At 70.6% G+C, this 20732-nt stretch carries 15 protein-coding genes, 2 rRNA genes and 1 pseudogene; 4 read left to right on the top strand and 14 right to left on the bottom strand.

What is annotated here, in order from left to right; genetic code table 11:
- Positions 1 to 87: 87 nt before the first annotated feature.
- Positions 88 to 1470 (top strand): FAD-binding oxidoreductase, encoded by a 1383-nt coding sequence (locus CRP49_RS25460; RefSeq protein ID WP_097255487.1) that lies wholly within the window; start codon positions 88 to 90, stop codon positions 1468 to 1470.
- A 49-nt stretch (positions 1471 to 1519) separates the two neighbouring features.
- Positions 1520 to 3169 carry a PucR family transcriptional regulator gene (locus CRP49_RS25455; RefSeq protein ID WP_097255486.1) on the top strand — a complete coding sequence of 550 codons (1650 nt, stop codon included), beginning with the start codon at positions 1520 to 1522 and terminating at the stop codon, positions 3167 to 3169.
- A 23-nt stretch (positions 3170 to 3192) separates the two neighbouring features.
- Here CRP49_RS25455 and CRP49_RS25450 read toward each other — a convergent pair whose 3' ends face one another.
- From CRP49_RS25450 to CRP49_RS25425, 6 genes and pseudogenes are all read right to left on the bottom strand, one after another.
- A complete protein-coding gene (locus CRP49_RS25450; RefSeq protein WP_097255485.1) occupies positions 3193 to 4329 on the bottom strand; it encodes a glycosyltransferase family 4 protein in 1137 nt (378 codons plus the stop codon).
- 291 nt (positions 4330 to 4620) lie between these two features.
- Entirely contained in the window at positions 4621 to 5364 is a 744-nt protein-coding gene (locus tag CRP49_RS25445; RefSeq protein WP_097255484.1) for a hypothetical protein, read from the bottom strand.
- Between the two features lie 10 nt (positions 5365 to 5374).
- A pseudogene (gene recN / locus CRP49_RS25440) lies at positions 5375 to 7116 on the bottom strand (DNA repair protein RecN).
- 56 nt (positions 7117 to 7172) lie between these two features.
- Complete coding sequence (locus tag CRP49_RS25435) at positions 7173 to 8078, bottom strand: NAD kinase (protein ID WP_097255483.1); 906 nt, start codon at positions 8076 to 8078, stop codon at positions 7173 to 7175.
- The gene (locus CRP49_RS25430; protein WP_097255482.1) at positions 8075 to 8890 is read right to left on the bottom strand and encodes a TlyA family RNA methyltransferase; all 816 of its coding nucleotides are present in this window, start codon (positions 8888 to 8890) and stop codon (positions 8075 to 8077) included. The genes CRP49_RS25435 and CRP49_RS25430 overlap by 4 nt, the downstream gene beginning before the upstream one ends.
- 7 nt (positions 8891 to 8897) lie before the next feature.
- Positions 8898 to 9206 (bottom strand): hypothetical protein, encoded by a 309-nt coding sequence (locus CRP49_RS25425; protein WP_097255481.1) that lies wholly within the window; start codon positions 9204 to 9206, stop codon positions 8898 to 8900.
- 42 nt (positions 9207 to 9248) lie between these two features.
- Between CRP49_RS25425 and CRP49_RS25420 the strand changes: the two genes are divergently transcribed.
- On the top strand, positions 9249 to 9596 hold the full coding sequence (locus tag CRP49_RS25420; protein ID WP_097255480.1) for an SCP2 sterol-binding domain-containing protein: 348 nt from the start codon (positions 9249 to 9251) through the stop codon (positions 9594 to 9596).
- On the opposite strand, the gene CRP49_RS25415 is transcribed toward CRP49_RS25420, so the two are convergent.
- The 4 genes from CRP49_RS25415 to CRP49_RS25400 all read right to left on the bottom strand — a co-directional run bounded on the left by CRP49_RS25415 (position 9580) and on the right by CRP49_RS25400 (position 13626).
- The gene (locus tag CRP49_RS25415; RefSeq protein WP_097255479.1) at positions 9580 to 10446 is read right to left on the bottom strand and encodes an ABC transporter ATP-binding protein; all 867 of its coding nucleotides are present in this window, start codon (positions 10444 to 10446) and stop codon (positions 9580 to 9582) included. The two genes, CRP49_RS25420 and CRP49_RS25415, sit on opposite strands and share 17 nt — an antisense overlap.
- Complete coding sequence (locus CRP49_RS25410; RefSeq protein WP_097255478.1) at positions 10443 to 11480, bottom strand: iron chelate uptake ABC transporter family permease subunit; 1038 nt, start codon at positions 11478 to 11480, stop codon at positions 10443 to 10445. The genes CRP49_RS25415 and CRP49_RS25410 overlap by 4 nt, the downstream gene beginning before the upstream one ends.
- On the bottom strand, positions 11477 to 12520 hold the full coding sequence (locus tag CRP49_RS25405) for an iron ABC transporter permease (protein WP_097255477.1): 1044 nt from the start codon (positions 12518 to 12520) through the stop codon (positions 11477 to 11479). The genes CRP49_RS25410 and CRP49_RS25405 overlap by 4 nt, the downstream gene beginning before the upstream one ends.
- A 77-nt stretch (positions 12521 to 12597) precedes the next feature.
- Positions 12598 to 13626 (bottom strand): HAD-IIA family hydrolase, encoded by a 1029-nt coding sequence (locus CRP49_RS25400; RefSeq protein ID WP_097255476.1) that lies wholly within the window; start codon positions 13624 to 13626, stop codon positions 12598 to 12600.
- A 73-nt stretch (positions 13627 to 13699) separates the two neighbouring features.
- Between CRP49_RS25400 and CRP49_RS25395 the strand changes: the two genes are divergently transcribed.
- The gene (locus CRP49_RS25395) at positions 13700 to 14983 is read left to right on the top strand and encodes a DUF1015 domain-containing protein (RefSeq protein ID WP_097255475.1); all 1284 of its coding nucleotides are present in this window, start codon (positions 13700 to 13702) and stop codon (positions 14981 to 14983) included.
- Positions 14984 to 15069: 86 nt separating this feature from the next.
- On the opposite strand, the gene CRP49_RS47500 is transcribed toward CRP49_RS25395, so the two are convergent.
- The 4 genes from CRP49_RS47500 to CRP49_RS25380 form a co-directional block, all read right to left on the bottom strand.
- Positions 15070 to 15894 carry a tetratricopeptide repeat protein gene (locus CRP49_RS47500; RefSeq protein WP_218892997.1) on the bottom strand — a complete coding sequence of 275 codons (825 nt, stop codon included), beginning with the start codon at positions 15892 to 15894 and terminating at the stop codon, positions 15070 to 15072.
- Complete coding sequence (locus CRP49_RS48860; RefSeq protein ID WP_306459780.1) at positions 15786 to 16955, bottom strand: hypothetical protein; 1170 nt, start codon at positions 16953 to 16955, stop codon at positions 15786 to 15788. The genes CRP49_RS47500 and CRP49_RS48860 overlap by 109 nt, the downstream gene beginning before the upstream one ends.
- A gap of 187 nt (positions 16956 to 17142) precedes the next feature.
- Positions 17143 to 17259 (bottom strand): 5S ribosomal RNA (gene rrf / locus CRP49_RS25385).
- Positions 17260 to 17370: 111 nt separating this feature from the next.
- Positions 17371 to 20490 (bottom strand): 23S ribosomal RNA (locus CRP49_RS25380).
- Positions 20491 to 20732 lie beyond the last annotated feature (242 nt).

Below are 20732 nucleotides of genomic sequence, written 5' to 3'. Positions count from 1 at the left end.
GGCACGGGGCATCGAGCGCACTGCACCCTCGACCCGGCCCACCTAGGCTGGAAGCGGAGTGCGGCCCCTGTGCGGAAGGGGGCGGCCATGGCTCCCCTCTCGAAGGCGCACGCGGCCCTCGCCGCGCTGCGCGACGATCTGGTCGGCGAGGTCTTCGCCCCCGGGGACGCGGGCTACGACGCGGCGCGTGCCGTCTTCAACGCGATGATCGACAAGCGTCCGGCCGTGATCGCGCAGTGCGCGGACGCGGCCGACGTGGTCCGGGCGGTGCGCTTCGGACGGGATCTCGACCTGCACATCGCGGTGCGCGGCGGCGGCCACAGCGTGGCCGGCACGGCCCTGGGCGACGGCGCGCTCGTGGTGGACCTGCGCCGGATGCACGGGGTGACCGTCGACCCCGCGGCCGAGGCGGTCCGGGTCGAGGGCGGTGCCACGATGAGCCATCTGGACCGGGCCACCCAGCCGTACGGCCTCGCGACCACCGGCGGCCGGGTCTCGTCCACGGGCGTCGGCGGGTTCGTGCTGGGCGGCGGCACCGGCTGGCTGGACCGCGCCTTCGGCCTGGCCGTCGACAACCTCATCGGGGTGGAACTGGTGACCGCCGACGCCGAGCGGGTGCACGCGAACGCCGACGAGAACCCCGAGCTGTTCTGGGCCCTGCACGGCGGCGGCGGCAACTTCGGCGTCGCCACCGCGCTCACCCTGGAGCTGCACGAGCTGCCGGAGTTCGCCGTCGCCCTGCTGCTGTACCTGCCGGAGGTAGGCCCCGGCGCGGTCCGCGCCTTCCGGGAGGTCATCCGCACCGGCCCCGACGAGCTGGGCGGCGCGGTGCTGTACATCACCGGCCCGCCCGCGGAGTTCGTACCGGAGCACCTGGTCGGGAAGCTGGTGTGCGCCGTGCTGCTGACGTACACCGGCGGCGAGGAGGAGCTGCGCAAGCCGGCCGAGCCGCTGCTGGCGCTGCCGCACGAGTCGGAGTTGGTCGGCGCGCTGCCCTACGTGGACCTGCAGTGCATGCTGGACGTTCCGTCCGGCCTGCGGAACCACTGGTCGGCGGAGTATCTGACCGGCCTGCCCGACGAGCTGGTGGACGTCTTCTGCGCCCGTGCCGTGGACATGCCCGTGCCGACCTCCACCCAGCACATCGTCTTCCCGCAGGGCGGTGCGATCGCGGCCGGTCCGCACACGTACCCGGTGCCGTACCGGGACGCGCCCTGGGCCGTGCATCCCTTCGCCGTGTGGGCGGACCCGGCCGACGACGAGCGGGCCGTCGCCTGGGTGCGGGACGTCCGCACGGGCGTCCGGCCGTGGAGCACGGGGGACGTGTACCTGAACTTCATCGGCGAGGAGGGCGCCGAGCGCGTGCGGGCGGGCCTGGGCGCCGGGAACCTGCTGCGGCTGGAAAAAGTGAAGCGGGCGTACGACCCCGACAACGTGTTCCGCTTCAACCACAACATCCGTCCGCTGTAGCCGACGCCCGAGCTGTCGTCCGGGCATTTGCCCAGGTAGCGTCCGCTCCATGGACAGCGGTACGGAGAGCAGATTCGCCACTCAGGGCGCCGGGATCACCGTTCAGCGGGCGCTGGAGCTGCCGGGACTGCGCAGCGGGCTCCCGGAGATCCTGGCGGGTGCCGACCGGCTGGGGCGCACGGTCCGCTGGGTGCACGCGGGCGAGGTGCCGAACATCGCCTCGCTGCTCAAGGGCGGAGAGCTGCTGCTGACCACGGGCTACGGCCTCGGGACCCGCCCGGCCGAGCAGCGCGCGTTCGTGCGGACGCTCGCCGAGCGCGGGATCGCGGCGCTGGTGGTGGAGCTGGGCCCGCGCTTCACCCGGCTGCCCGCCGCGCTGGTGGACACGGCCCGCAGCGCGGGGCTGCCGCTGGTCCAGCTGCACCGCGAGGTGCCGTTCGTGACCGTCACCGAGGAGATCCACACCGAGATCGTCAACGGGCACTACGCGCTGCTCCAGCGCGCCGAGGAGGTGCACCGGCGGTGTACCGAGGCGCTGTTGGGCGGTGGCGGGGTGCCGCAGGTGCTGGGCATCCTGGCCGACTTCAGCGCCAACCCGGTGTTCCTGGAGACGGCGGACGGCCGGCTGCTGTACGCAGCCGGGTCCGGGCCCGAGGGCGCGGACCCGCTGCAGGTGTGGGAGGGGCTGCGGGGTCCGCAGAAGGACGCGCCGCCGCCCGCCGGTTCGGTGCTGGTGGACGTGCCCGGCGGCGGGCCCGGGGCGGGGCCCGGGTCGGTACGGGCGCGGCTGGTGCTGCTGCCGGTCCGCTCGCCGCTGGCTCCGGTACACCGGATCGCCGCCGAGCGGGCCGCGGGCATCCTGGCCGTGGTGCTGATGCAGGCCCGGCAGGAGGAGGAGCTGGCGGCGCGCGGCCGGGGCGACTTCCTCACCGACCTCGCCGAGGGCCGCATCACGGCGGAGGACGCCCCGGCGCAGGCCCGGGTGCTCGGCTTCAAGCCCGGCACCAGCCCGCTGCTGCCCGTGGTGATGCGGGTCGGTGACTCCCTGTCCCCCGGCGGCGGCTGGGCCGTGCTGGCGCGGGCGGTCGCCGAGGAGCTGGCCTCGGTGGGCGTGCCGGTGCTGCTGGGTGTGCGGCCGGTCGAGGGCCGGGTGCCGGTGCTGCTCGGGCTGCGCTCGGAGTCGGAGCGGTCGGCTGTCGCGGACCGGGTGGCGACGGCGCTGCGGGCGGGCGTCGAGCGGGCCGGGATGCAGCGGCCGGGCGCTCCGCCGCCGGTCGTGGTGGTCGGGGTGGCCGGTGGCTGGGCGGCCGCGTCGGCGGGCCTGCGGCATGCGGCGGAGACGGCGACGGCGGCGCAGGGCCTGACCGACCGCCCCTGGTACGACGCCCGCCGCCTCGATATCGACCTCCTCCTGTGGCGGCTGCGCGACCACCCGGACCTGGCGGCCTTCGTGGACCGTGCGATCGGCCCGCTGCGCGACCACGACCACCGCTCCAAGCCGCCGCTGCTGCCCACCCTTGAGACCTATCTGGCGCACGCGGGCCGCAAGGCGGAGACCGCCCGTGAGCTGCACCTCAACCGCCAGACCCTCTACAACCGGCTCGGCCGCATCGGGGAGTTGCTGGGCACCGACCTCGACGACCCGCAGACCGTACTGGCGTTGAGCCTCGCCCTGCGGGCCCGCCGGCACGTGCCCTAGGCGGAACGTGCCCGCGCCGGGCCCTAAGCCAGTGGCTGGGGCTGGGTCAACTCGTCGTAGACGCTGAGCACTTGGGCGACGGTCTCGTCCTCCGTCGGCCAGGTCGCCGCCTGCCGCGTGCCCCGCTCCCGCAGCAGCTCGCACCGGTCCGGATCCGCGAGCAGCCGTACGACGACGTCCGCGAGCGCCTCCGCATCGCCGTACGGGACGAGTTCGGCCGCGTCGCCGACGAGGTCGGGGATGCCGCCGACGCGCGTCGCGACGAGCGGCACGCGCGCGTGCAGGGCCTCCTGGGCGAGGACGGAGCGGGACTCCCAACTGCTGGTCAGCAGCGCGAGATCGGCGGCCGCGAGCAGCTCGGGCACGTCCTCACGCCGTCCGACGAGCCGTACCGGCAGCTCCTCGTCCTCGATCCGCCGCTGCAGCACCGGCCGCAGCGGCCCCTCCCCCGCGACGACGACCAGCGGTACCGGGTCGAGGTCCCGCCAGGTCCGGGCCGCGTCCAGCAGGACGTCGTAGCCGCGCTGCGGGTCGAGGGAGCCGACCGCCATGAGCACCGGGCGTCCGGTGGCGCCGAGTTCGGCGCGGATCTTGGGCCACAGCCGGTCGGGGTCGTCGTGGTCGACGGGCCGGCGCCGTCCGGGCAGGGCCACGGCCGCGAGCCGGGCGTCCCGGGCCCCCGTCCGGCGTGCCCGGTCCACCAGGTCGGAGGTGGTGCCGAGCACCACGGCGGCCGTCCGGACCACACGCCGCTCCAGCAGCCGCAGCAGATGGGCCCGTGCGCCCTCGGCCCGGGCCCGGTTGTGCCAGGTGACCACCAGCGGGGTGCCGCGCCCGCTGAGCGCGAGCACGGCACGGAAGGAGGCGTGCAGCCCGTGCGCGTGCACCAGGTCGGCGTCCGCGCAGGCCGCCCGGAGCGCGGCCACGGAGCCCGGGTCGCTGCTGCGCGGCACATGCACATGATCGGCGCCGGCCCCGGTGAAGTCGTAGGCGCGATCGGCCTCGGCGGGGGCGCACACCGTGACCCGCACGCCCCGGGCGACGAGCCCCTCGGCCAGGGAGCGTACGTGCGCACTGCTGCCGGCGTTGCCTCCGCCCAGCACCTGCACGGTGCGCAGCGGCGACTGGCCGTGCGGTGCGTTGCTGCTCACGGGGCTCACGGGGCCGGGGCTCCTGACTCGGCGCGGGCGGTCACGAAGAAACGTACTGGAGGTAGCGGGCGGAGAGGGGAGGAAGGACGTACCGCGCGCCTCTCGCGCGGACCGCGTCCGACCCGCCACCCACCCCGTGTTCTCTGCCAAGCATGCCAGCAGGTACGGCCGTTCCGGGAAATCCGGGGAGGCGCACAGCGCGGCGGCCCGGAGCAGTGCGCCGGAGCACGTCACCCACACGGGTGAGGGAACCCCGGCTCGGCGGAACGGCCCGTGCGCCCGTACCGGGAGGTCAGCGGCTCACAGCGCACGCACCCGGTCCCCGTACACCGCGGCCGCCACCACAGCGACGGCGTGCGCCAGCAGCCCCGCGCGCCGGTTGCACGCGACCACGGCGGCACCGAGCGCCGCCCCGAGGGCGTGCGCCCCCGCGTCACCGATCATCACGCGCTCCGCGAGGTCGTCGGGCAGCACGGCCGCGGCACCGCCCAGGGCCGCCGCGGTCAGTTCCCCGCCCGGCCCGTTCCTGAGCAGCCCCGGCGCCCCGAGCGCGAGCACCGCTCCGGCCGCACGCCCCGGCCGTACGTCGACCAGGTTCACGAAATGCGCGGCCCCGGCGATCACGACACCCGCCAGCACCTTGTCGAGGAGCCGCTCCTTCATCAGGGCCCCCGCCACCAGCCCGGCGGCGGAGATCCCGAACAACTTCACGGCCCCGCTGGTGACTTCCCCGTCCCGCAAGGCCCCCAGATGCGCCCGAAACCCGCGCCGCGGATCTCCGGCCCCGACGACGTCGTCGTACGCCCCGCAGACCCCGGCGGCCAGCACCGCGAGCCCGGCCCCGGGGTGCACCCGCCCGGCGGCGACCGCCGTACCAAGAGCCGCGGCGGGCCCGGCGTACAGCCCGACGGCCCGCCCCGCGTAGTTCTTCCGCTCCCACCGCGCGCGGCCGCCGGGCGACTCGGCGCGCAGGAGTGCCTGGCCGGCCCGGGTGAGCGCGGCGGAGAGCAGGAACGAGCGGGACCTTGGAGCGCGGTTGATCATCCGGCCATCGTCACAGATCCGCGCGCGCCGTTGCCAGCAGTTCCTCCGCGTGCGCGCGGGCCGTCTCCGAGTCCTCCTGGCCCGCCAGCATCCGGGACAGCTCGCGGACCCGCTCCTCGCCCTCCAGGACCTTCACGCCGGAGCGGGTGACCGAGCCGTCGTTGGTCTTCTCGACCAGCAGCTGGCGGTCGGCGAAGGCGGCGACCTGGGGCAGGTGGGTGACCACGACGACCTGTGCGGTCCTGGCGAGCTTCGCCAGGCGCCGCCCGATCTCCACCGCGGCCTTGCCGCCGACACCGGCGTCGACCTCGTCGAAGAGGTACGTCGGCACGGGGTCGGTCCCCGCGAACACGACCTCCACGGCCAGCATCACGCGGGACAGCTCACCGCCGGACGCGCCCTTGGCGATGGGCCGCGGCGGCGCGCCCGGGTGCGGAGCGAGCAGCAGCTCGACCTCGTCCGCGCCCGACGGCCCGTACGCGACCGTGCGCCCGCCGACCTCGACGCCCTCCGGATCCTCGGTCTGCCGGATGTCGAACGACACGCGCGCGTGGGGCATCGCCAGCGAGGCCAGCTCGGCGGTCACCGCGGCGGCGAACCGCTCGGCGGCCTCCCCCGCGCGTCCGTCAGCGCCTGCGCCAGCCCGCCCAGTTCGGAACGCAGCGCGTCCCGCTCGGCGGTCAGCTCGCCGATCCGCTCGTCGTCGCCGTCCAGCTCGCCGAGCCGCGCGGCGCTCTGCTCGGCCCAGGCGAGCACGGCGTCGATGTCGTCGCCGTACTTGCGCGTGAGGCCGGTCAGCGCGGCCCGGCGCTCCTCCACGGCGGCCAGCCGCAGTGGATCGGCGTCCAGGTCGTCGGCGTACCCGGCCAGCTCCCCGGCCACGTCACCGAGCAGGATCCCGATCTCACCGATCCGGTCGGCGAGGGCGGCGAGCGCCGGATCGTGCGACCGGACGGCCTCCAGGGCCCGGTGCGCGCCCGCGACGAGGGTCGCTGCGTCGATGCCCTCGGGGTCCTCGGGATTGCCCGCGAGCGCGGCGTGCGCGGCGGTGGCGGCGGACGACAGCGCCTCGGCGTGCCCGAGCCGCTCCGCCTCCTCGGCCAGCTCCACGTCCTCCCCGGCCCGCGGCTCCACGGCCGCGATCTCCTCGAGCCCGTACCGGAGCATGTCGGCTTCCTGGGCGCGCTCACGCGCGCGCGTGACGATCTCCTCCAGCTCGGTGGAGACCGCCCGCAGCCGCCGGTAGGCCTCGGAGTACTTGGCCAGCGGCACGGCGACGCCGTCGCCCGCGTACCGGTCCAGGGCCTGCCGCTGTCGGGACAGCTTCAGCAGTCCCTGCTGGTCGGTCTGCCCGTGCACGGCCACCAGGTCGTCGGCCAGCTCGGCGAGCAGCCCCACAGGCACGCTGCGTCCGCCCAGGTGCGCCCGCGAGCGCCCCTCGGCGGAAACGGTACGGCTGATCAGCAGGGCCCCGTCGTCCAGCTCGGCCCCGGCCTCCTCGGCGCGTACGACGGCGGCGGCGCCCGCGGGGACGGCGATCCGCCCCTCCACGACCGCCTTCCCGGCCCCGATCCGCACGAGGGCCGGGTCCGCCCGCCCACCGAGCAGCAGCCCCAGGCTGGTGACCACCATGGTCTTGCCCGCCCCCGTCTCACCGGTGACGGCGGTGAACCCCGGCGACAACTCGACGACAGCATCGTCGATGACCCCGAGCGACCGTATCCGCATCTCCTCCAACACGGAACAGACCATACGAGGTCCGGGGCGGGGAGTGCACACGGCCCGCCTAACCGCACTCTCACGGATGCCTAGTGCGGCGCCCCCCGCCACCCATGCGTCGGCAACGCGAACTTCGCCACAAGCCGGTCGGTGAAGGACGAATGATGCAGCCGGGCCAGCCGCACCGGCACAGCCCCCCGCCGCACCTCCACCCGCGCCCCCGGCGGCAACTCGATGGTCCGCCGCCCGTCACACCACAACACCCCGGGCGGAATGTGAGGCAGAACCTCCACAGCAAGCACGGAATCCGGCGAAGTGACCAACGGCTTCGCGAACAACGCATGCGCACTGATCGGCACCATCAGCAGCGCCTCCACCTCGGGCCACACCACCGGCCCCCCGGCGGAGAACGCGTACGCCGTGGACCCGGTCGGCGTCGACAGCACGATCCCGTCGCACCCGAAAGCGGTAACCGGCCGCCCGTCGATCTCCAGCACGACCTCGAGCATCTTCTCGGCGCCGGCCTTCTGCACCGCCGCCTCGTTCAGCGCCCAGTCCGTGTGCACGATGTCCCCGTTGCGGTGCACGACGACATCGACGGTCATCCGCTCCTCGACCTCGTACGACCGCGCCACCACCCGGTCGACCACCCGATCGAGGTCGTCCCGCTCTGCCTCCGCGAGGAACCCCACCCGTCCGAGGTTGACGCCGAGCATCGGCACCCCGGACGCCCGGGCGAACTCCGCACCGCGCAGCAGCGTGCCGTCGCCGCCCAGCACTATCAGCAGCTCACAGCCGTCGAGGCACTGCGGTGTCGCTTCCTTGACCAGCTCGACCTCTTCGGGCAGCGGCAGGTCGCGCGCCTCCTCCTCCAGCACCCGCACCCCGATGCCCTGTCCCAGCAGTCCCTTGACCACGAGTTCCGCACTGCGGATCGCCGCGGGACGCCCGGTGTGGGCGAGCAGGAAAACAGTACGCGCTCGGTTCTGTGTCAACGCGGCCCCTCCGCCACTGCACGGTCTACGTCGGCCGGGTCCAGTTCGGGGGCACCGGACCGCAGCCAGAGAAAGTACTCGACATTGCCCGAGGGACCGGGCAGCGGACTGGCGGTGACTCCACGCACCCCGAGCCCCAGCTCCCAGGCCTTCTCGGCCACCCCCCGCACGGCTTCCGCCCGCAGCTGCGGACTCCGTACGACACCCCCGCTGCCCAGCCGCTCCTTCCCCACCTCGAACTGCGGCTTGACCATCATCACCAGGTCGGCGTCCGGCTTCACGCACCGTTTCAGGGCGGGCAGCACCAGCCCCAGCGGGATGAAGGACAGATCACCCACGACAAGATCCACAGGTTCCCCATCGATCGCGTCGAGCGTCAACTCGCGTACGTTCGTACGGTCCTTGACGGTGACGCGTTCATCGTTCTGGAGAGACCACGCGAGTTGGCCGTATCCGACGTCCACGGCGACCACGTGCGCGGCGCCCGCGCGCAGCAGGACGTCGGTGAATCCACCCGTGGAAGCCCCGGCGTCCAGCGCCCGCCGCCCCGCGACCACGAGCCCCTGCGGTACGAAGACCTCCAGCGCACCCGCGAGCTTGTGCCCACCCCGCGACACGTAGTCGGGATCGCTGTCGTCGTCCTGGACCACGATCGCCGCCGCGGTCTCCACCTGCGTGGCCGGCTTGGTCGCCACGGTCCTGCCGACGGTGACCCGCCCGGCGACGATCAGCTGGCTGGCGTGCTCGCGCGAGCGCGCGAGCTTCCGGCGGACCAGCTCCGCGTCCAGACGGCGGCGTGCGACTCCTGCCACGTTCGGTTCAGCTCCTGCTCTGGTGGTACGTCGACGGGGGCGCCGGAGGTCCCGGGCGGGCGTCGAGCGCGGTGAGCGCGTCGCGCAGCCCCCGATGTACATCCTCGTACACCTCGAGGTGTCCGTCGGTGGCCAGGTGGTCGGTGTCACCCAGCCGCTCCAGCTTGGCGTCGACCTCGGCGTTGCCGGTGGGGGTGCGGGGGACGTTCAGGGGTGCGGGGGCGGCGGGGTCGTACTCGGGTTCGACGTCGGCCGCGGTCTCCGCCCCGGCCGCGAACTCGGTGCCGACCTCGGCCTCTGACACGGACTCGCTCATGCCCAGACGCTACCGTGAACCGGTCGGGTACCGTCGTTCGCGATGGCCACGATCGAGGAGTGCCGCGCCGCACTGGGAAAGCTCTCGGACAACATGCAGGACGCCGAGGGCGACGTTCGCGCAGCCGCCGCCCTGGACCGCTCCGTGAGCTGCCACATCACCGACCTGGACGTCACCTTCGAGGGTCGCCTGACCGGCGGCCGGATCGAGGTGGACGAGACCCACCCGGGGCCGCCGCACGAGAAGGCGCAGATCAGACTCGCCATGGCCGGCGACGACCTGGTCGCCCTGGTACACGGCCGGCTGAACTTCGCGACCGCCTGGGGTTCGGGCCGGGTGCGGCTGGAGGCGAACCTGCTGGACCTGTTCCGGCTCAGGAAGCTGCTGTGAGCCTGGCCTTGCGCGCGGCCGGCACCACCAGCGGGGTCCCCGTCTCCGGGTCGTCGATGACCTGGCAGCGCAGCCCGAAGACCTCCTCGACCAGGTCGGCCGTCACGATGTCGTTCGGGGCGCCCTCGGCGATCACCCGGCCGCCGCGCAGGGCGATGAGGTGGGTGGCGTACCGGGCGGCGTGGTTGAGGTCGTGCAGGACGGCGACCAGCGTGCGGCCCTGGGTCTCGTGCAGCTCCGCGCACAGGTCCAGGACGTCGATCTGGTGCTGGATGTCCAGGTAGGTGGTCGGCTCGTCCAGGAGCAGCAGCGGGGTCTGCTGGGCGAGCGCCATCGCGATCCACACGCGCTGGCGCTGGCCGCCGGACAGCTCGTCCACGTACCGGTCGGCGAGTTCGGCGACACCCGTCTGCGCCATGGACGCCTGGACGACCCGCTCGTCCTCGGCGGACCACTGCCGCAGGATGCCCTGGTGCGGGTAGCGGCCGCGGCCGACGAGGTCGGCGACGGTGATCCCGTCCGGCGCGACGGACGACTGCGGCAGCAGGCCGAGGGTGCGCGCGACCTTCTTGGCGGGCATCGACTGGATGACCTGCCCGTCGAGGAGCACCCGGCCCTCGGCCGGCTTCAGCATCCGCGACAGCGCCCGCAGCAGCGTCGACTTGCCGCACGCGTTCGGGCCGACGATCACCGTGAAGGAGCTGTCGGGGATCTCGACCGACAGCTGTTCGGCGATGACGCGCTGGTCGTAGGCGAGGGTGACGCTCTCGGCGGACAGGCGGTTCACAGTGCTCCTTCGGGTGTTCTTGATCGCTGAGCCGCTGGTGTCCGGCTGCCCCGAGCCGCTCATATCCGGCCCGCCCTGCGTTCGGTGACCAGCAGCCACAGCAGGTAGACGCCGCCGAGGACGCCGGTGACCACGCCGACGGGCAGCTGGTCGGCGCCGAAGGCCCGCTGCGAGGCCCAGTCGGCGGTGACCAGGAGGGCGGCGCCCATGCACAGGGACGGCAGCAGGTTCGGGCCGGGGGACCGGGTCAGGCGACGGGCGAGCTGCGGGGCGGTGAGCGCCACGAAGCCGACGGGGCCCGCGGCCGCGGTGGCGGTCGCGGTGAGCAGGACGGCGGCCACCATCAGCAGCGCCCGTACGCGCTCGACGCGCACGCCGAGGGCGTTCGAGACGTCGTCGCCCATCTCCATCATCCGCAGCCCGCGCGCGTTGGCGAGGACGAGCGGCACGAGTACGGCGCACAGCCCGAGCAGCGGCCAGACCTGGTCCCAGTCACGGCCGTTGAGGGACCCCGTCATCCAGACGACGGCACGGGCCGCGTCGACGATGTCGGACACGGTGAGCAGGTAGCCGTTGATCGCCGTGACGATCGCGGAGACGCCGATTCCGACCAGGACCAGTCGATAACCGTGCACGCCCCGCTTCCAGGCGAGCAGATAGATGGCGAGCCCGGTCACCAGTCCGCCCACGAGCGCGCCCACGGTGACCTGGGCCGCGCTCCCGGAGAACAGCACGATCATCACGAGCGCCCCGGCGGTCGCCCCCTGCCCGAGGCCGAGCACGTCCGGGCTGCCGAGCGGATTGCGGGTGACGGCCTGGAACAGCGCCCCGCCGAGCCCGAGGGAGGCGCCGACCAGCAGCCCGACCAGGACCCGCGGCAGCCGTAGCTCGTTGACGATGAACTCCTGGCCGGCGTTGCCGTTGCCGAGCAGCGTCTTCACCACGTCGCCCGCCGAGATCGGGAAGTCGCCGGTGCCGATCAGCACGACACTCGCGGCGAGCGCGGCCAGCAGCAGGAGGACGACGACGGTGACGGCCCGGACGTCCAGGCGCAGCGAGAGCCCGCCCGGCGTCCTGATGACACGGTTGGTCTTCACAGCTGGGCCGTCCTCCGCCGTCGTACGAGAAAGATGAAGACCGGGCCGCCGATGATCGCGGTGACGATGCCGACCTGCAGCTCCGAGGGACGCGCCACGACCCGGCCGATGACGTCGGCGCCGAGCAGCAGCACGGGGGACAGAACCGTCGCGTACGGCAGGATCCAGCGCAGGTCGGGGCCGGTGAAGGAGCGCACGACGTGCGGGACCATCAGGCCGACGAAGACGATCGGACCGCAGGCGGCGGTCGCGGCGCCACAGAGCACGGTGGCGGCGAGCATGGCAAGGGCGCGGGTGCGGGTGAGGTTCGCCCCGAGGGCGCGCGCGGTGTCGTCGCCCATCGCCACGGCGTTCAGCGGCCGGGCCAGGGCGAGCGCGAGGAGCGTGCCGGCCGCGAGGAACGGCAGCACCTGCACGATGGTCGAGTCGGTCGCCGAGGCCAGCGAACCGACCGTCCAGAAGCGCATCTTGCCCAGCGCCGCGTCGTCCATGATCATCACGGCCTGGAGATAGCCGTACAGCGCGGCGCTGATCGCCGTACCGGCGAGCGCCAGCCGTACCGGCGTGGCGCCCCGGCTGCCGCCGAGGAACCAGACCAGCGCGCCGACCGCCGCCGCCCCGCCGAAGGCGAACCACACATAGCCGCTGAGGCTGGTGACGCCGAAGTAGGTGAGGGCCGTGACGACGGCGGCGGAGGCACCCGCGTTGATGCCGAGCAGTCCCGGGTCGGCCAGCGGATTGCGGGTGAGCGCCTGCAGCACCGCCCCCGACAGGCCGAGCGCGGCACCGGCCAGCAGACCGAGGACCGTACGCGCGAGCCGCTCGTCGACGACGACGTCGCCGTACGTCCCCGTGCCGTGGAACAGGCCGTGCCAGACCTGGTCCGGCGTCAGCGCCTTCGCCCCGATCGCGATGCTCGCCAGGGCGACGAGCACCAGGATCGCGACGGAGAGCAGGAGCCCAAGGGCCCGTACCGCCCGACGGGTTGGGGGCGCGGGGGCGGTCTCCGCGCGCTGTTCCGGAGGACTGTCGACCAACACGAGGTTAGGTTAGCCTACCCTCGCATACGAACTCGATCCCGAGGGCGGTGAGCGGTCGGAGCCCGAGCCGCTGTGTGTCAGAGCCCGAGCCGCGCCAGCGCCTTCCCTCCGTCCAGCTCGCAGGAACCGTCCCCGGCCGCCGTCCAGGCCGCCGCGCACAACGCCCGCAGCCCGTCGAGTGCCTCGCCGTCACCCTCCAGCTCCAGCCGGTCCGCCCCGGCGGTCGCCGTCCACCCCCCGCAGCGGAAACCGTCACCCTCCTCGGTGACCTCCGGCTGGCCGGTGAGCAACCCGCGCAGATCGGCGTCCACATACGTCGGCCGGTGCTGCGGCGGCGCGGCGAGCAGCTGGGGGCCGTCCGTGACGCCGGTCAGCACCAGCAGCGAGTCCACCCCGCCGTTGAACGCGCCCTCGATGTCCGTGTCCAGCCGGTCCCCGACCACCAACGGCCGCTTCGCGCCCGTACGCAGGATCGTCTCCCGGTGCATGGGCGGCAGCGGCTTGCCCGCCACCTGAGGCTCCGCGCCGGTCGCGATCCGGACGACCTCCACGGCCGCGCCGTTGCCCGGCGCGATGCCCCGCCCGCTGGGAATCGTCAGGTCGGTGTTGGACGCGAACCACGGCACCCCCCGCGCCACGGCGTACGACGCCTCCGCGAACCGCCCCCACGTCAGATCGGGGCCGCCGTAACCCTGCACCACCGCCGCCGGATCGTCGTCCGCCGACTCCACCGGCGTGAGGCCGCGCTCGCGCAGCGCCACCCGCAGACCCTCACCGCCGATCACCAGCACCCGCGCCCCGGCCGGCACCTGCTCGCTGATCAGCCGCGCGACCGCCTGTGCGGAGGTGATGACGTCGTCCGCCCCCGTCGGTATCCCCAGCTCCGTCAGATGCTCCGCCACCGCGTCCGGCGTCCGCAGCGCGTTGTTGGTGACGTACGCCAGATGCATCCCGCCCGCGCGGGCCGTCGCCAGCGAGTCGACGGCGTGCACGATCGCGCTCCCGCCCGCATACACCACTCCGTCGAGATCGAGCAGCGCCGTGTCGTACGCCTCGTTCAGGGCCTGCCCACTGCCCTCGGGCCTCGTCCTGACCGCCTGGCTCATTCCACATCGCTCCTCGTTCACTCGCCTTTCCCCCGATCATCCCGCACGCCACTGACACACGTACGATGCCGGGATGAAGACTGCAGGTCACTCGGAAGCAACGGTGCACCGAGGCCTGGAACTCACCCCGTTCCGAGGCCTTCGTTACGACCCCGACCGGGTCGGCAGCCTGGCCTCCGTCACCTCCCCGCCCTACGACGTCGTCGTCCGCCCCGACGGCCTGCACCACCTCGAGGCCGCGGACCCGTACAACATCGTCCGTCTGATCCTCCCCCAGGCCGGAACCCCCAGCGCCCGCAACGAACAGGCGGCCGACACCCTGCGCCGCTGGCTCGCCGAAGGCGTCCTGACCACCGACCCGGACCCCGCCCTGTACGTGTACGAACAGCGGGACGGCAACGGCATGCTCCAGCGCGGTCTCATCGGCGCTCTACGCGTGTCAGAGCCCGCGGAGGGCGTGGTCCTGCCGCACGAGGACGTCATGCCCCCGGTGGTCGCCGACCGCGCTGCCCTGATGCGCGCCACCCGCGCCAACCTCGAACCCCTGCTGCTGACCTACCACGGCAACGGCATGGCGGCCGAGGTCGTCGAGCGCACGGCGGAACAGCCCCCGCTGCTGGCCACGACCACCGAGGACGGCTTCCACCACAGCCTGTGGTCGGTCACCGACCCCGCCGACGTGGCCCGCATCCAGACCGACCTGGCGAACCACCAGGCCCTCATCGCCGACGGCCACCACCGCTGGGCCACCTACCGGCTGCTGCGCGCCGAGCACCCCTCCCCCAGCCCCTGGGACCACGGCCTGGTCCTGCTGGTCGACACCGCCCGCTACCCCCTGCGGGTCCGCGCCATCCACCGCCTGCTGCACGGCCTGCCGGTCGCGGACGCGCTGGCAGCCCTGGAGGGCCTGTTCCGGGTACGACACCTCGACGTATCGCTGGCCGAGGCCCTGGAGCTGCTGGCGGACGCGGCCTGCGCCGGCAACGCCTTCCTGCTGGCCGGCGACGGCTCCTTCCACCTCGTCGACCGCCCGGATCCGGACCTGCTGGCCCGCACGATCCCCGAGGACCGCCCGGCCGCCTGGCGCTCCCTGGACGCCACGGTCCTGCACGCCGCACTCCTCGACCACGTCTGGCACATCCCCGAGGACTCCCCGGCCCACATCGCCTACATCCACGACACGGCCGCCACGGTCGCGAAGGCCGAGCGCGACGGCGGTACGGCCGTCCTGCTGCACCCGGTCCACGAGGACGTCGTACGCGACCTGGCCCGCCAGGGCGTGACGATGCCCCGCAAGTCGACGTCGTTCGGCCCGAAGCCGGCGTCGGGGCTGGTGCTGCGGGCGCTGGAGATCTGACCGCGCACATACGGGGCACATACGAAAGGGCGGGACCCCCGGGGGTCCCGCCCTTTCGTATGTCGTGACGTCGTCACTCGCTCGGGTCAGTCCTTGTCGTCGTCCTGAGCGGCGGTCGCGTCCGCGGAGCCGGTGCTCTCTTCGCGCGGGTCCTTGTTGTCGCCCTCGTTGTCGCCCTCGTTGTCGCCCTCGTTGTCGCCCTCGTTCTCACCGTCGTTCTCGTTCTCGGTCTCGTCGAGGGCGTCGACGAACTCCACGCCGTCCAGCTCGGCGAGCCGGTCGGAGGCGTCCGTGCTGCCGTCCCGGTCCGCCTCGACGGCCTTCGCGAACCACTCCCGCGCCTCGCTCTCCCGGCCCGCGGCCAGCAGCGCGTCGGCGTAGGCGTAGCGCAGCCGCGCGGTCCACGGCTGGACGGAGTTGGAGGCCAGCTCCGGGCTCTGCAGGGTCACGATGGCCGCGTCCAGCTGGTCCATGTCACGCCGGGCACCCGCCGCGACGAGCCGCATCTCGACCTGCCCGGCCTTGTCCAGCTTGTGCACCTCGGGGGCGCCGGCCATGTCCAGCGCCTTCTCCGGCCGCCCGAGCCCACGCTCGCAGTCGGCCATCACCGGCCACAGGTCGACGCTGCCGGTCATGCGCCGCGCGGCACGGAACTCGGCGAGGGCCTCGCTGTACTTCTGGTTGGCGTACGCGGCGAACCCGGCGGCCTCGCGTACGGCGGCAACACGGGACGCCAGGCGCAGGGCCACCCTGGAGTAGCCGTAGGCACCCTCGGGGTCCTCGTCGATGAGCCGCGCGACCATCACCAGGTTCTTGGCGACGTCTTCGGCGAGCGTCTTGGGCAGGCTCTGCAGCTCCTGGCGAACGTCCTTGTCGATCTCCTCACCGGTGACGTCCTCCGGGATCGGCAGCCGCTTGATCGGCTCCCGGTCCCGGTCCCGCTCGTCGCGGAAGCGGCCGCCACCACGGCGGTCGTCGCGCCGGTCGTCACGCCCGTCACGCCCGCGGAAGCCGCCCGGCCGACCACCGCGGTCGTCCCTACGGGGCCCACGGCCGCCTCGGTCGTCCCGGCCGCGGAAGCCACCGCGCTCACCGCGGTCGCGGTCGTCACGACGGTCGTCACGACGGAAACCGCCACGGTCGTCGCCCCGGCGGTCGTCGCGCCGGTCATCACGCCTGTCGTCACGGCGGTCGTCGCGGCGGTCGTCGCGGCGGTAGGCGGGTCGGTCGTCACGGCGGTCGTCACGGCGGAAGCCGCGGTCGCCTCGGTCGTCCCGACGCGGCCCACGGTCACGGTCGTCACGCTGGTACGCCGGACGGGAACCGCGGTCACCCTCACGCCGGTCGTCACGCTGGAACGCCGGACGGGAACCGCGGTCACCCTCACGCCGGTCGTCACGGCGACCGTAACCACCACGATCGCCGTAGCCACCGCCACGGCTGTCATCACGCCGGTCGTCGCGACGGAAACCACCGCGATCACCACGGTCACGGTCATCACGACGGTCGTCACGACGGTCATCGCGCCGGTCGTCACGACGGAAACCGCCACGATCACCGCGGTCGCCGTAACCGCCACCACGGCTGTCGTCACGGCGGTCGTCGCGGCGGTAGGCGGGTCGGTCGTCACGGCGGTCGTCACGGCGGAAGCCGCGGTCGCCTCGGTCGTCCCGACGCGGCCCACGGTCACGGTCGTCACGCTGGAACGCCGGACGGGAACCGCGGTCACCCTCACGCCGGTCGTCACGGCGACCGTAACCACCACGATCGCCGTAGCCACCGCCACGGCTGTCATCACGCCGGTCGTCACGACGGAAACCACCGCGATCACCACGGTCACGGTCATCACGACGGTCGTCACGACGGTCATCGCGCCGGTCGTCGCGGCGGAAACCGCCACGGTCACCGCGGTCATCGCGCCGGCCGTAACCGCCGCGGTCGTTACGGTCGTTGTCCCGACGGAAGCCACCACGGTCCCCGCGGTAGCCGCCGCGTTCGCCGCGGTCACCACTGTCCCGTCGCCGCTGGTCGCGCTCCGGCCGGTCTTCGGGAGAGTTGGTGGACATCGGTGACTCCTGTCTTCGGTACCGCAAGCATTGTAAAAACAAAAGGACCCCTGGTCCCAGCTGAACGCTGGGACCAGGGGTCCTCCAAAGATTGTTCGGCGGCGTCCTACTCTCCCACAGGGTCCCCCCTGCAGTACCATCGGCGCTGTGAGGCTTAGCTTCCGGGTTCGGAATGTAACCGGGCGTTTCCCTCACGCTATGACCACCGAAACCCTAATGGTTTCGAGCGAACAAGCACACTTTTCTGTTGTGTTCATGTGTTCAACTCAAAGCCGGCAACCGTTCGTTGCCTCAGAACATACACAGTGGACGCGAGCATCAATGGACAAGCCCTCGGCCTATTAGTACCAGTCAACTCCACCCGTTACCGGGCTTCCATATCTGGCCTATCAACCCAGTCGTCTACTGGGAGCCTTACCCCATCAAGTGGGTGGGAGTCCTCATCTCGAAGCAGGCTTCCCGCTTAGATGCTTTCAGCGGTTATCCCTCCCGAACGTAGCCAACCAGCCATGCCCTTGGCAGAACAACTGGCACACCAGAGGTTCGTCCGTCCCGGTCCTCTCGTACTAGGGACAGCCCTTCTCAAGACTCCTACGCGCACAGCGGATAGGGACCGAACTGTCTCACGACGTTCTAAACCCAGCTCGCGTACCGCTTTAATGGGCGAACAGCCCAACCCTTGGGACCGACTCCAGCCCCAGGATGCGACGAGCCGACATCGAGGTGCCAAACCATCCCGTCGATATGGACTCTTGGGGAAGATCAGCCTGTTATCCCCGGGGTACCTTTTATCCGTTGAGCGACGGCGCTTCCACAAGCCACCGCCGGATCACTAGTCCCGACTTTCGTCCCTGCTCGACCCGTCGGTCTCACAGTCAAGCTCCCTTGTGCACTTACACTCAACACCTGATTGCCAACCAGGCTGAGGGAACCTTTGGGCGCCTCCGTTACTCTTTAGGAGGCAACCGCCCCAGTTAAACTACCCATCAGACACTGTCCCTGATCCGGATCACGGACCCAGGTTAGACATCCAGCACGACCAGACTGGTATTTCAACGACGACTCCCACCATACTGGCGTATGGCTTTCACAGTCTCCCAGCTATCCTACACAAGCCGAACCGAACACCAATATCAAACTGTAGTAAAGGTCCCGGGGTCTTTCCGTCCTGCTGCGCGAAACGAGCATCTTTACTCGTAGTGCAATTTCACCGGGCCTATGGTTGAGACAGTCGAGAAGTCGTTACGCCATTCGTGCAGGTCGGAACTTACCCGACAAGGAATTTCGCTACCTTAGGATGGTTATAGTTACCACCGCCGTTTACTGGCGCTTAAGTTCTCAGCTTCGCCCCACCGAAATGGAGCTAACCGGTCCCCTTAACGTTCCAGCACCGGGCAGGCGTCAGTCCGTATACATCGCCTTACGGCTTCGCACGGACCTGTGTTTTTAGTAAACAGTCGCTTCTCGCTGGTCTCTGCGGCCACCCCCAGCTCAGGACGTAAAGCCCATCACCAGGAATGGCCCCCCTTCTCCCGAAGTTACGGGGGCATTTTGCCGAGTTCCTTAACCATAGTTCACCCGAACGCCTCGGTATTCTCTACCTGACCACCTGAGTCGGTTTAGGGTACGGGCCGCCATGAAACTCGCTAGAGGCTTTTCTCGACAGCATAGGATCATCCACTTCGCCACAATCGGCTCGGCATCAGGTCTCAGACTACATGCAAGGCGGATTTGCCTACCTCACGTCCTACACCCTTACCCCGGGACAACCACCGCCCGGGATGGACTACCTTCCTGCGTCACCCCATCACTCACCTACTACCATCTTGGGTCAGCGGCTCCACCACTTTCCTTTCCCCGAAGGGTCCGGAACGGCTTCACGGCCTTAGCATCAATAGGTTCGATGTTTGACGCTTCACAGCGGGTACCGGAATATCAACCGGTTATCCATCGACTACGCCTGTCGGCCTCGCCTTAGGTCCCGACTTACCCTGGGCAGATCAGCTTGACCCAGGAACCCTTAGTCAATCGGCGCAAACGTTTCTCACGTTTGTATCGCTACTCATGCCTGCATTCTCACTCGTCAACCGTCCACAACTACCTTCCGGTGCTGCTTCACCCGGCAGACGACGCTCCCCTACCCATCACAGCACCCGTTGGGGCTATATGCTGCAATGACACGACTTCGGCGGTACGCTTGAGCCCCGCTACATTGTCGGCGCGGAATCACTAGACCAGTGAGCTATTACGCACTCTTTCAAGGGTGGCTGCTTCTAAGCCAACCTCCTGGTTGTCTGTGCGACTCCACATCCTTTCCCACTTAGCGTACGCTTAGGGGCCTTAGTCGATGCTCTGGGCTGTTTCCCTCTCGACCATGGAGCTTATCCCCCACAGTCTCACTGCCGCGCTCTCACTTACCGGCATTCGGAGTTTGGCTAAGGTCAGTAACCCGGTAGGGCCCATCGCCTATCCAGTGCTCTACCTCCGGCAAGAAACACACGACGCTGCACCTAAATGCATTTCGGGGAGAACCAGCTATCACGGAGTTTGATTGGCCTTTCACCCCTAACCACAGGTCATCCCCCAGGTTTTCAACCCTGGTGGGTTCGGTCCTCCACGAAGTCTTACCTCCGCTTCAACCTGCCCATGGCTAGATCACTCCGCTTCGGGTCTTGAGCGTGCTACTGAAGCGCCCTATTCGGACTCGCTTTCGCTACGGCTTCCCCACCCGGGTTAACCTCGCAACACACCGCAAACTCGCAGGCTCATTCTTCAAAAGGCACGCAGTCACGAGAATGTGCAAGCACATTCCGACGCTCCCACGGCTTGTAGGCACACGGTTTCAGGTACTATTTCACTCCGCTCCCGCGGTACTTTTCACCATTCCCTCACGGTACTATCCGCTATCGGTCACCAGGGAATATTTAGGCTTAGCGGGTGGTCCCGCCAGATTCACACGGGATTTCTCGGGCCCCGTGCTACTTGGGTGTCTCTCAAACGAGCCGCTGACGTTTCGACTACGGGGGTCTTACCCTCTACGCCGGACCTTTCGCATGTCCTTCGCCTACATCAACGGTTTCTGACTCGTCCTGTCGCCGGCAGACGACAGAAGAGAGATCCCACAACCCCGCATGCGCAACCCCTGCCGGGTCTCACACGCATACGGTTTGGCCTCATCCGGTTTCGCTCGCCACTACTCCCGGAATCACGGTTGTTTTCTCTTCCTGAGGGTACTGAGATGTTTCACTTCCCCTCGTTCCCTCCACACTGCCTATGTGTTCAGCAGCGGGTGACAGCCCATGACGACTGCCGGGTTTCCCCATTCGGAAACCCCCGGATCAAAGCCTGGTTGACGACTCCCCGGGGACTATCGCGGCCTCCCACGTCCTTCATCGGTTCCTGGTGCCAAGGCATCCACCGTGCGCCCTTAAAAACTTGGCCACAGATGCTCGCGTCCACTGTGCAGTTCTCAAACAACGACCAGCCACCCGTCACACACCGCTTACACGATGCTTCACCGGGGCCGGCGACTGAGGAAATCCATTCCCTCAGACACCCAACAGCGTGCCCGACACGATCAGCCGACCAGATCAGCGTTCCACGCCCCGAAGAGCAGTACTAGCGCCTGGTCCATCCTGGACCGTGCCGAATAATCAACGTTCCACCCATGAGCAACCAGCATC

The sequence above is a fragment of the Streptomyces sp. Ag109_G2-15 genome (assembly GCF_900215565.1).
Taxonomy (GTDB): Bacteria; Actinomycetota; Actinomycetes; order Streptomycetales; family Streptomycetaceae; genus Streptomyces; species Streptomyces diastatochromogenes.
Note: the sequence above shows the minus strand (reverse complement) of the source record. Positions and strands in the feature narration are given on the sequence as shown.

What these genes read in the sequence shown, in the direction of transcription:
- CRP49_RS25395 (WP_097255475.1), top strand. Translation starts at nt 13,700, where the DNA reads ATGAAGACTGCAGGTCACTCGGAAGCAACGGTGCACCGAGGCCTGGAA.
- CRP49_RS25460 (WP_097255487.1), top strand. Translation starts at nt 88, where the DNA reads ATGGCTCCCCTCTCGAAGGCGCACGCGGCCCTCGCCGCGCTGCGCGAC.
- CRP49_RS25420 (WP_097255480.1), top strand. Translation starts at nt 9,249, where the DNA reads ATGGCCACGATCGAGGAGTGCCGCGCCGCACTGGGAAAGCTCTCGGAC.
- CRP49_RS25425 (WP_097255481.1), bottom strand. Translation starts at nt 9,206, where the DNA reads ATGAGCGAGTCCGTGTCAGAGGCCGAGGTCGGCACCGAGTTCGCGGCC.
- CRP49_RS25415 (WP_097255479.1), bottom strand. Translation starts at nt 10,446, where the DNA reads ATGAGCGGCTCGGGGCAGCCGGACACCAGCGGCTCAGCGATCAAGAAC.
- CRP49_RS25445 (WP_097255484.1), bottom strand. Translation starts at nt 5,364, where the DNA reads ATGATCAACCGCGCTCCAAGGTCCCGCTCGTTCCTGCTCTCCGCCGCG.
- CRP49_RS25400 (WP_097255476.1), bottom strand. Translation starts at nt 13,626, where the DNA reads ATGAGCCAGGCGGTCAGGACGAGGCCCGAGGGCAGTGGGCAGGCCCTG.
- CRP49_RS25455 (WP_097255486.1), top strand. Translation starts at nt 1,520, where the DNA reads ATGGACAGCGGTACGGAGAGCAGATTCGCCACTCAGGGCGCCGGGATC.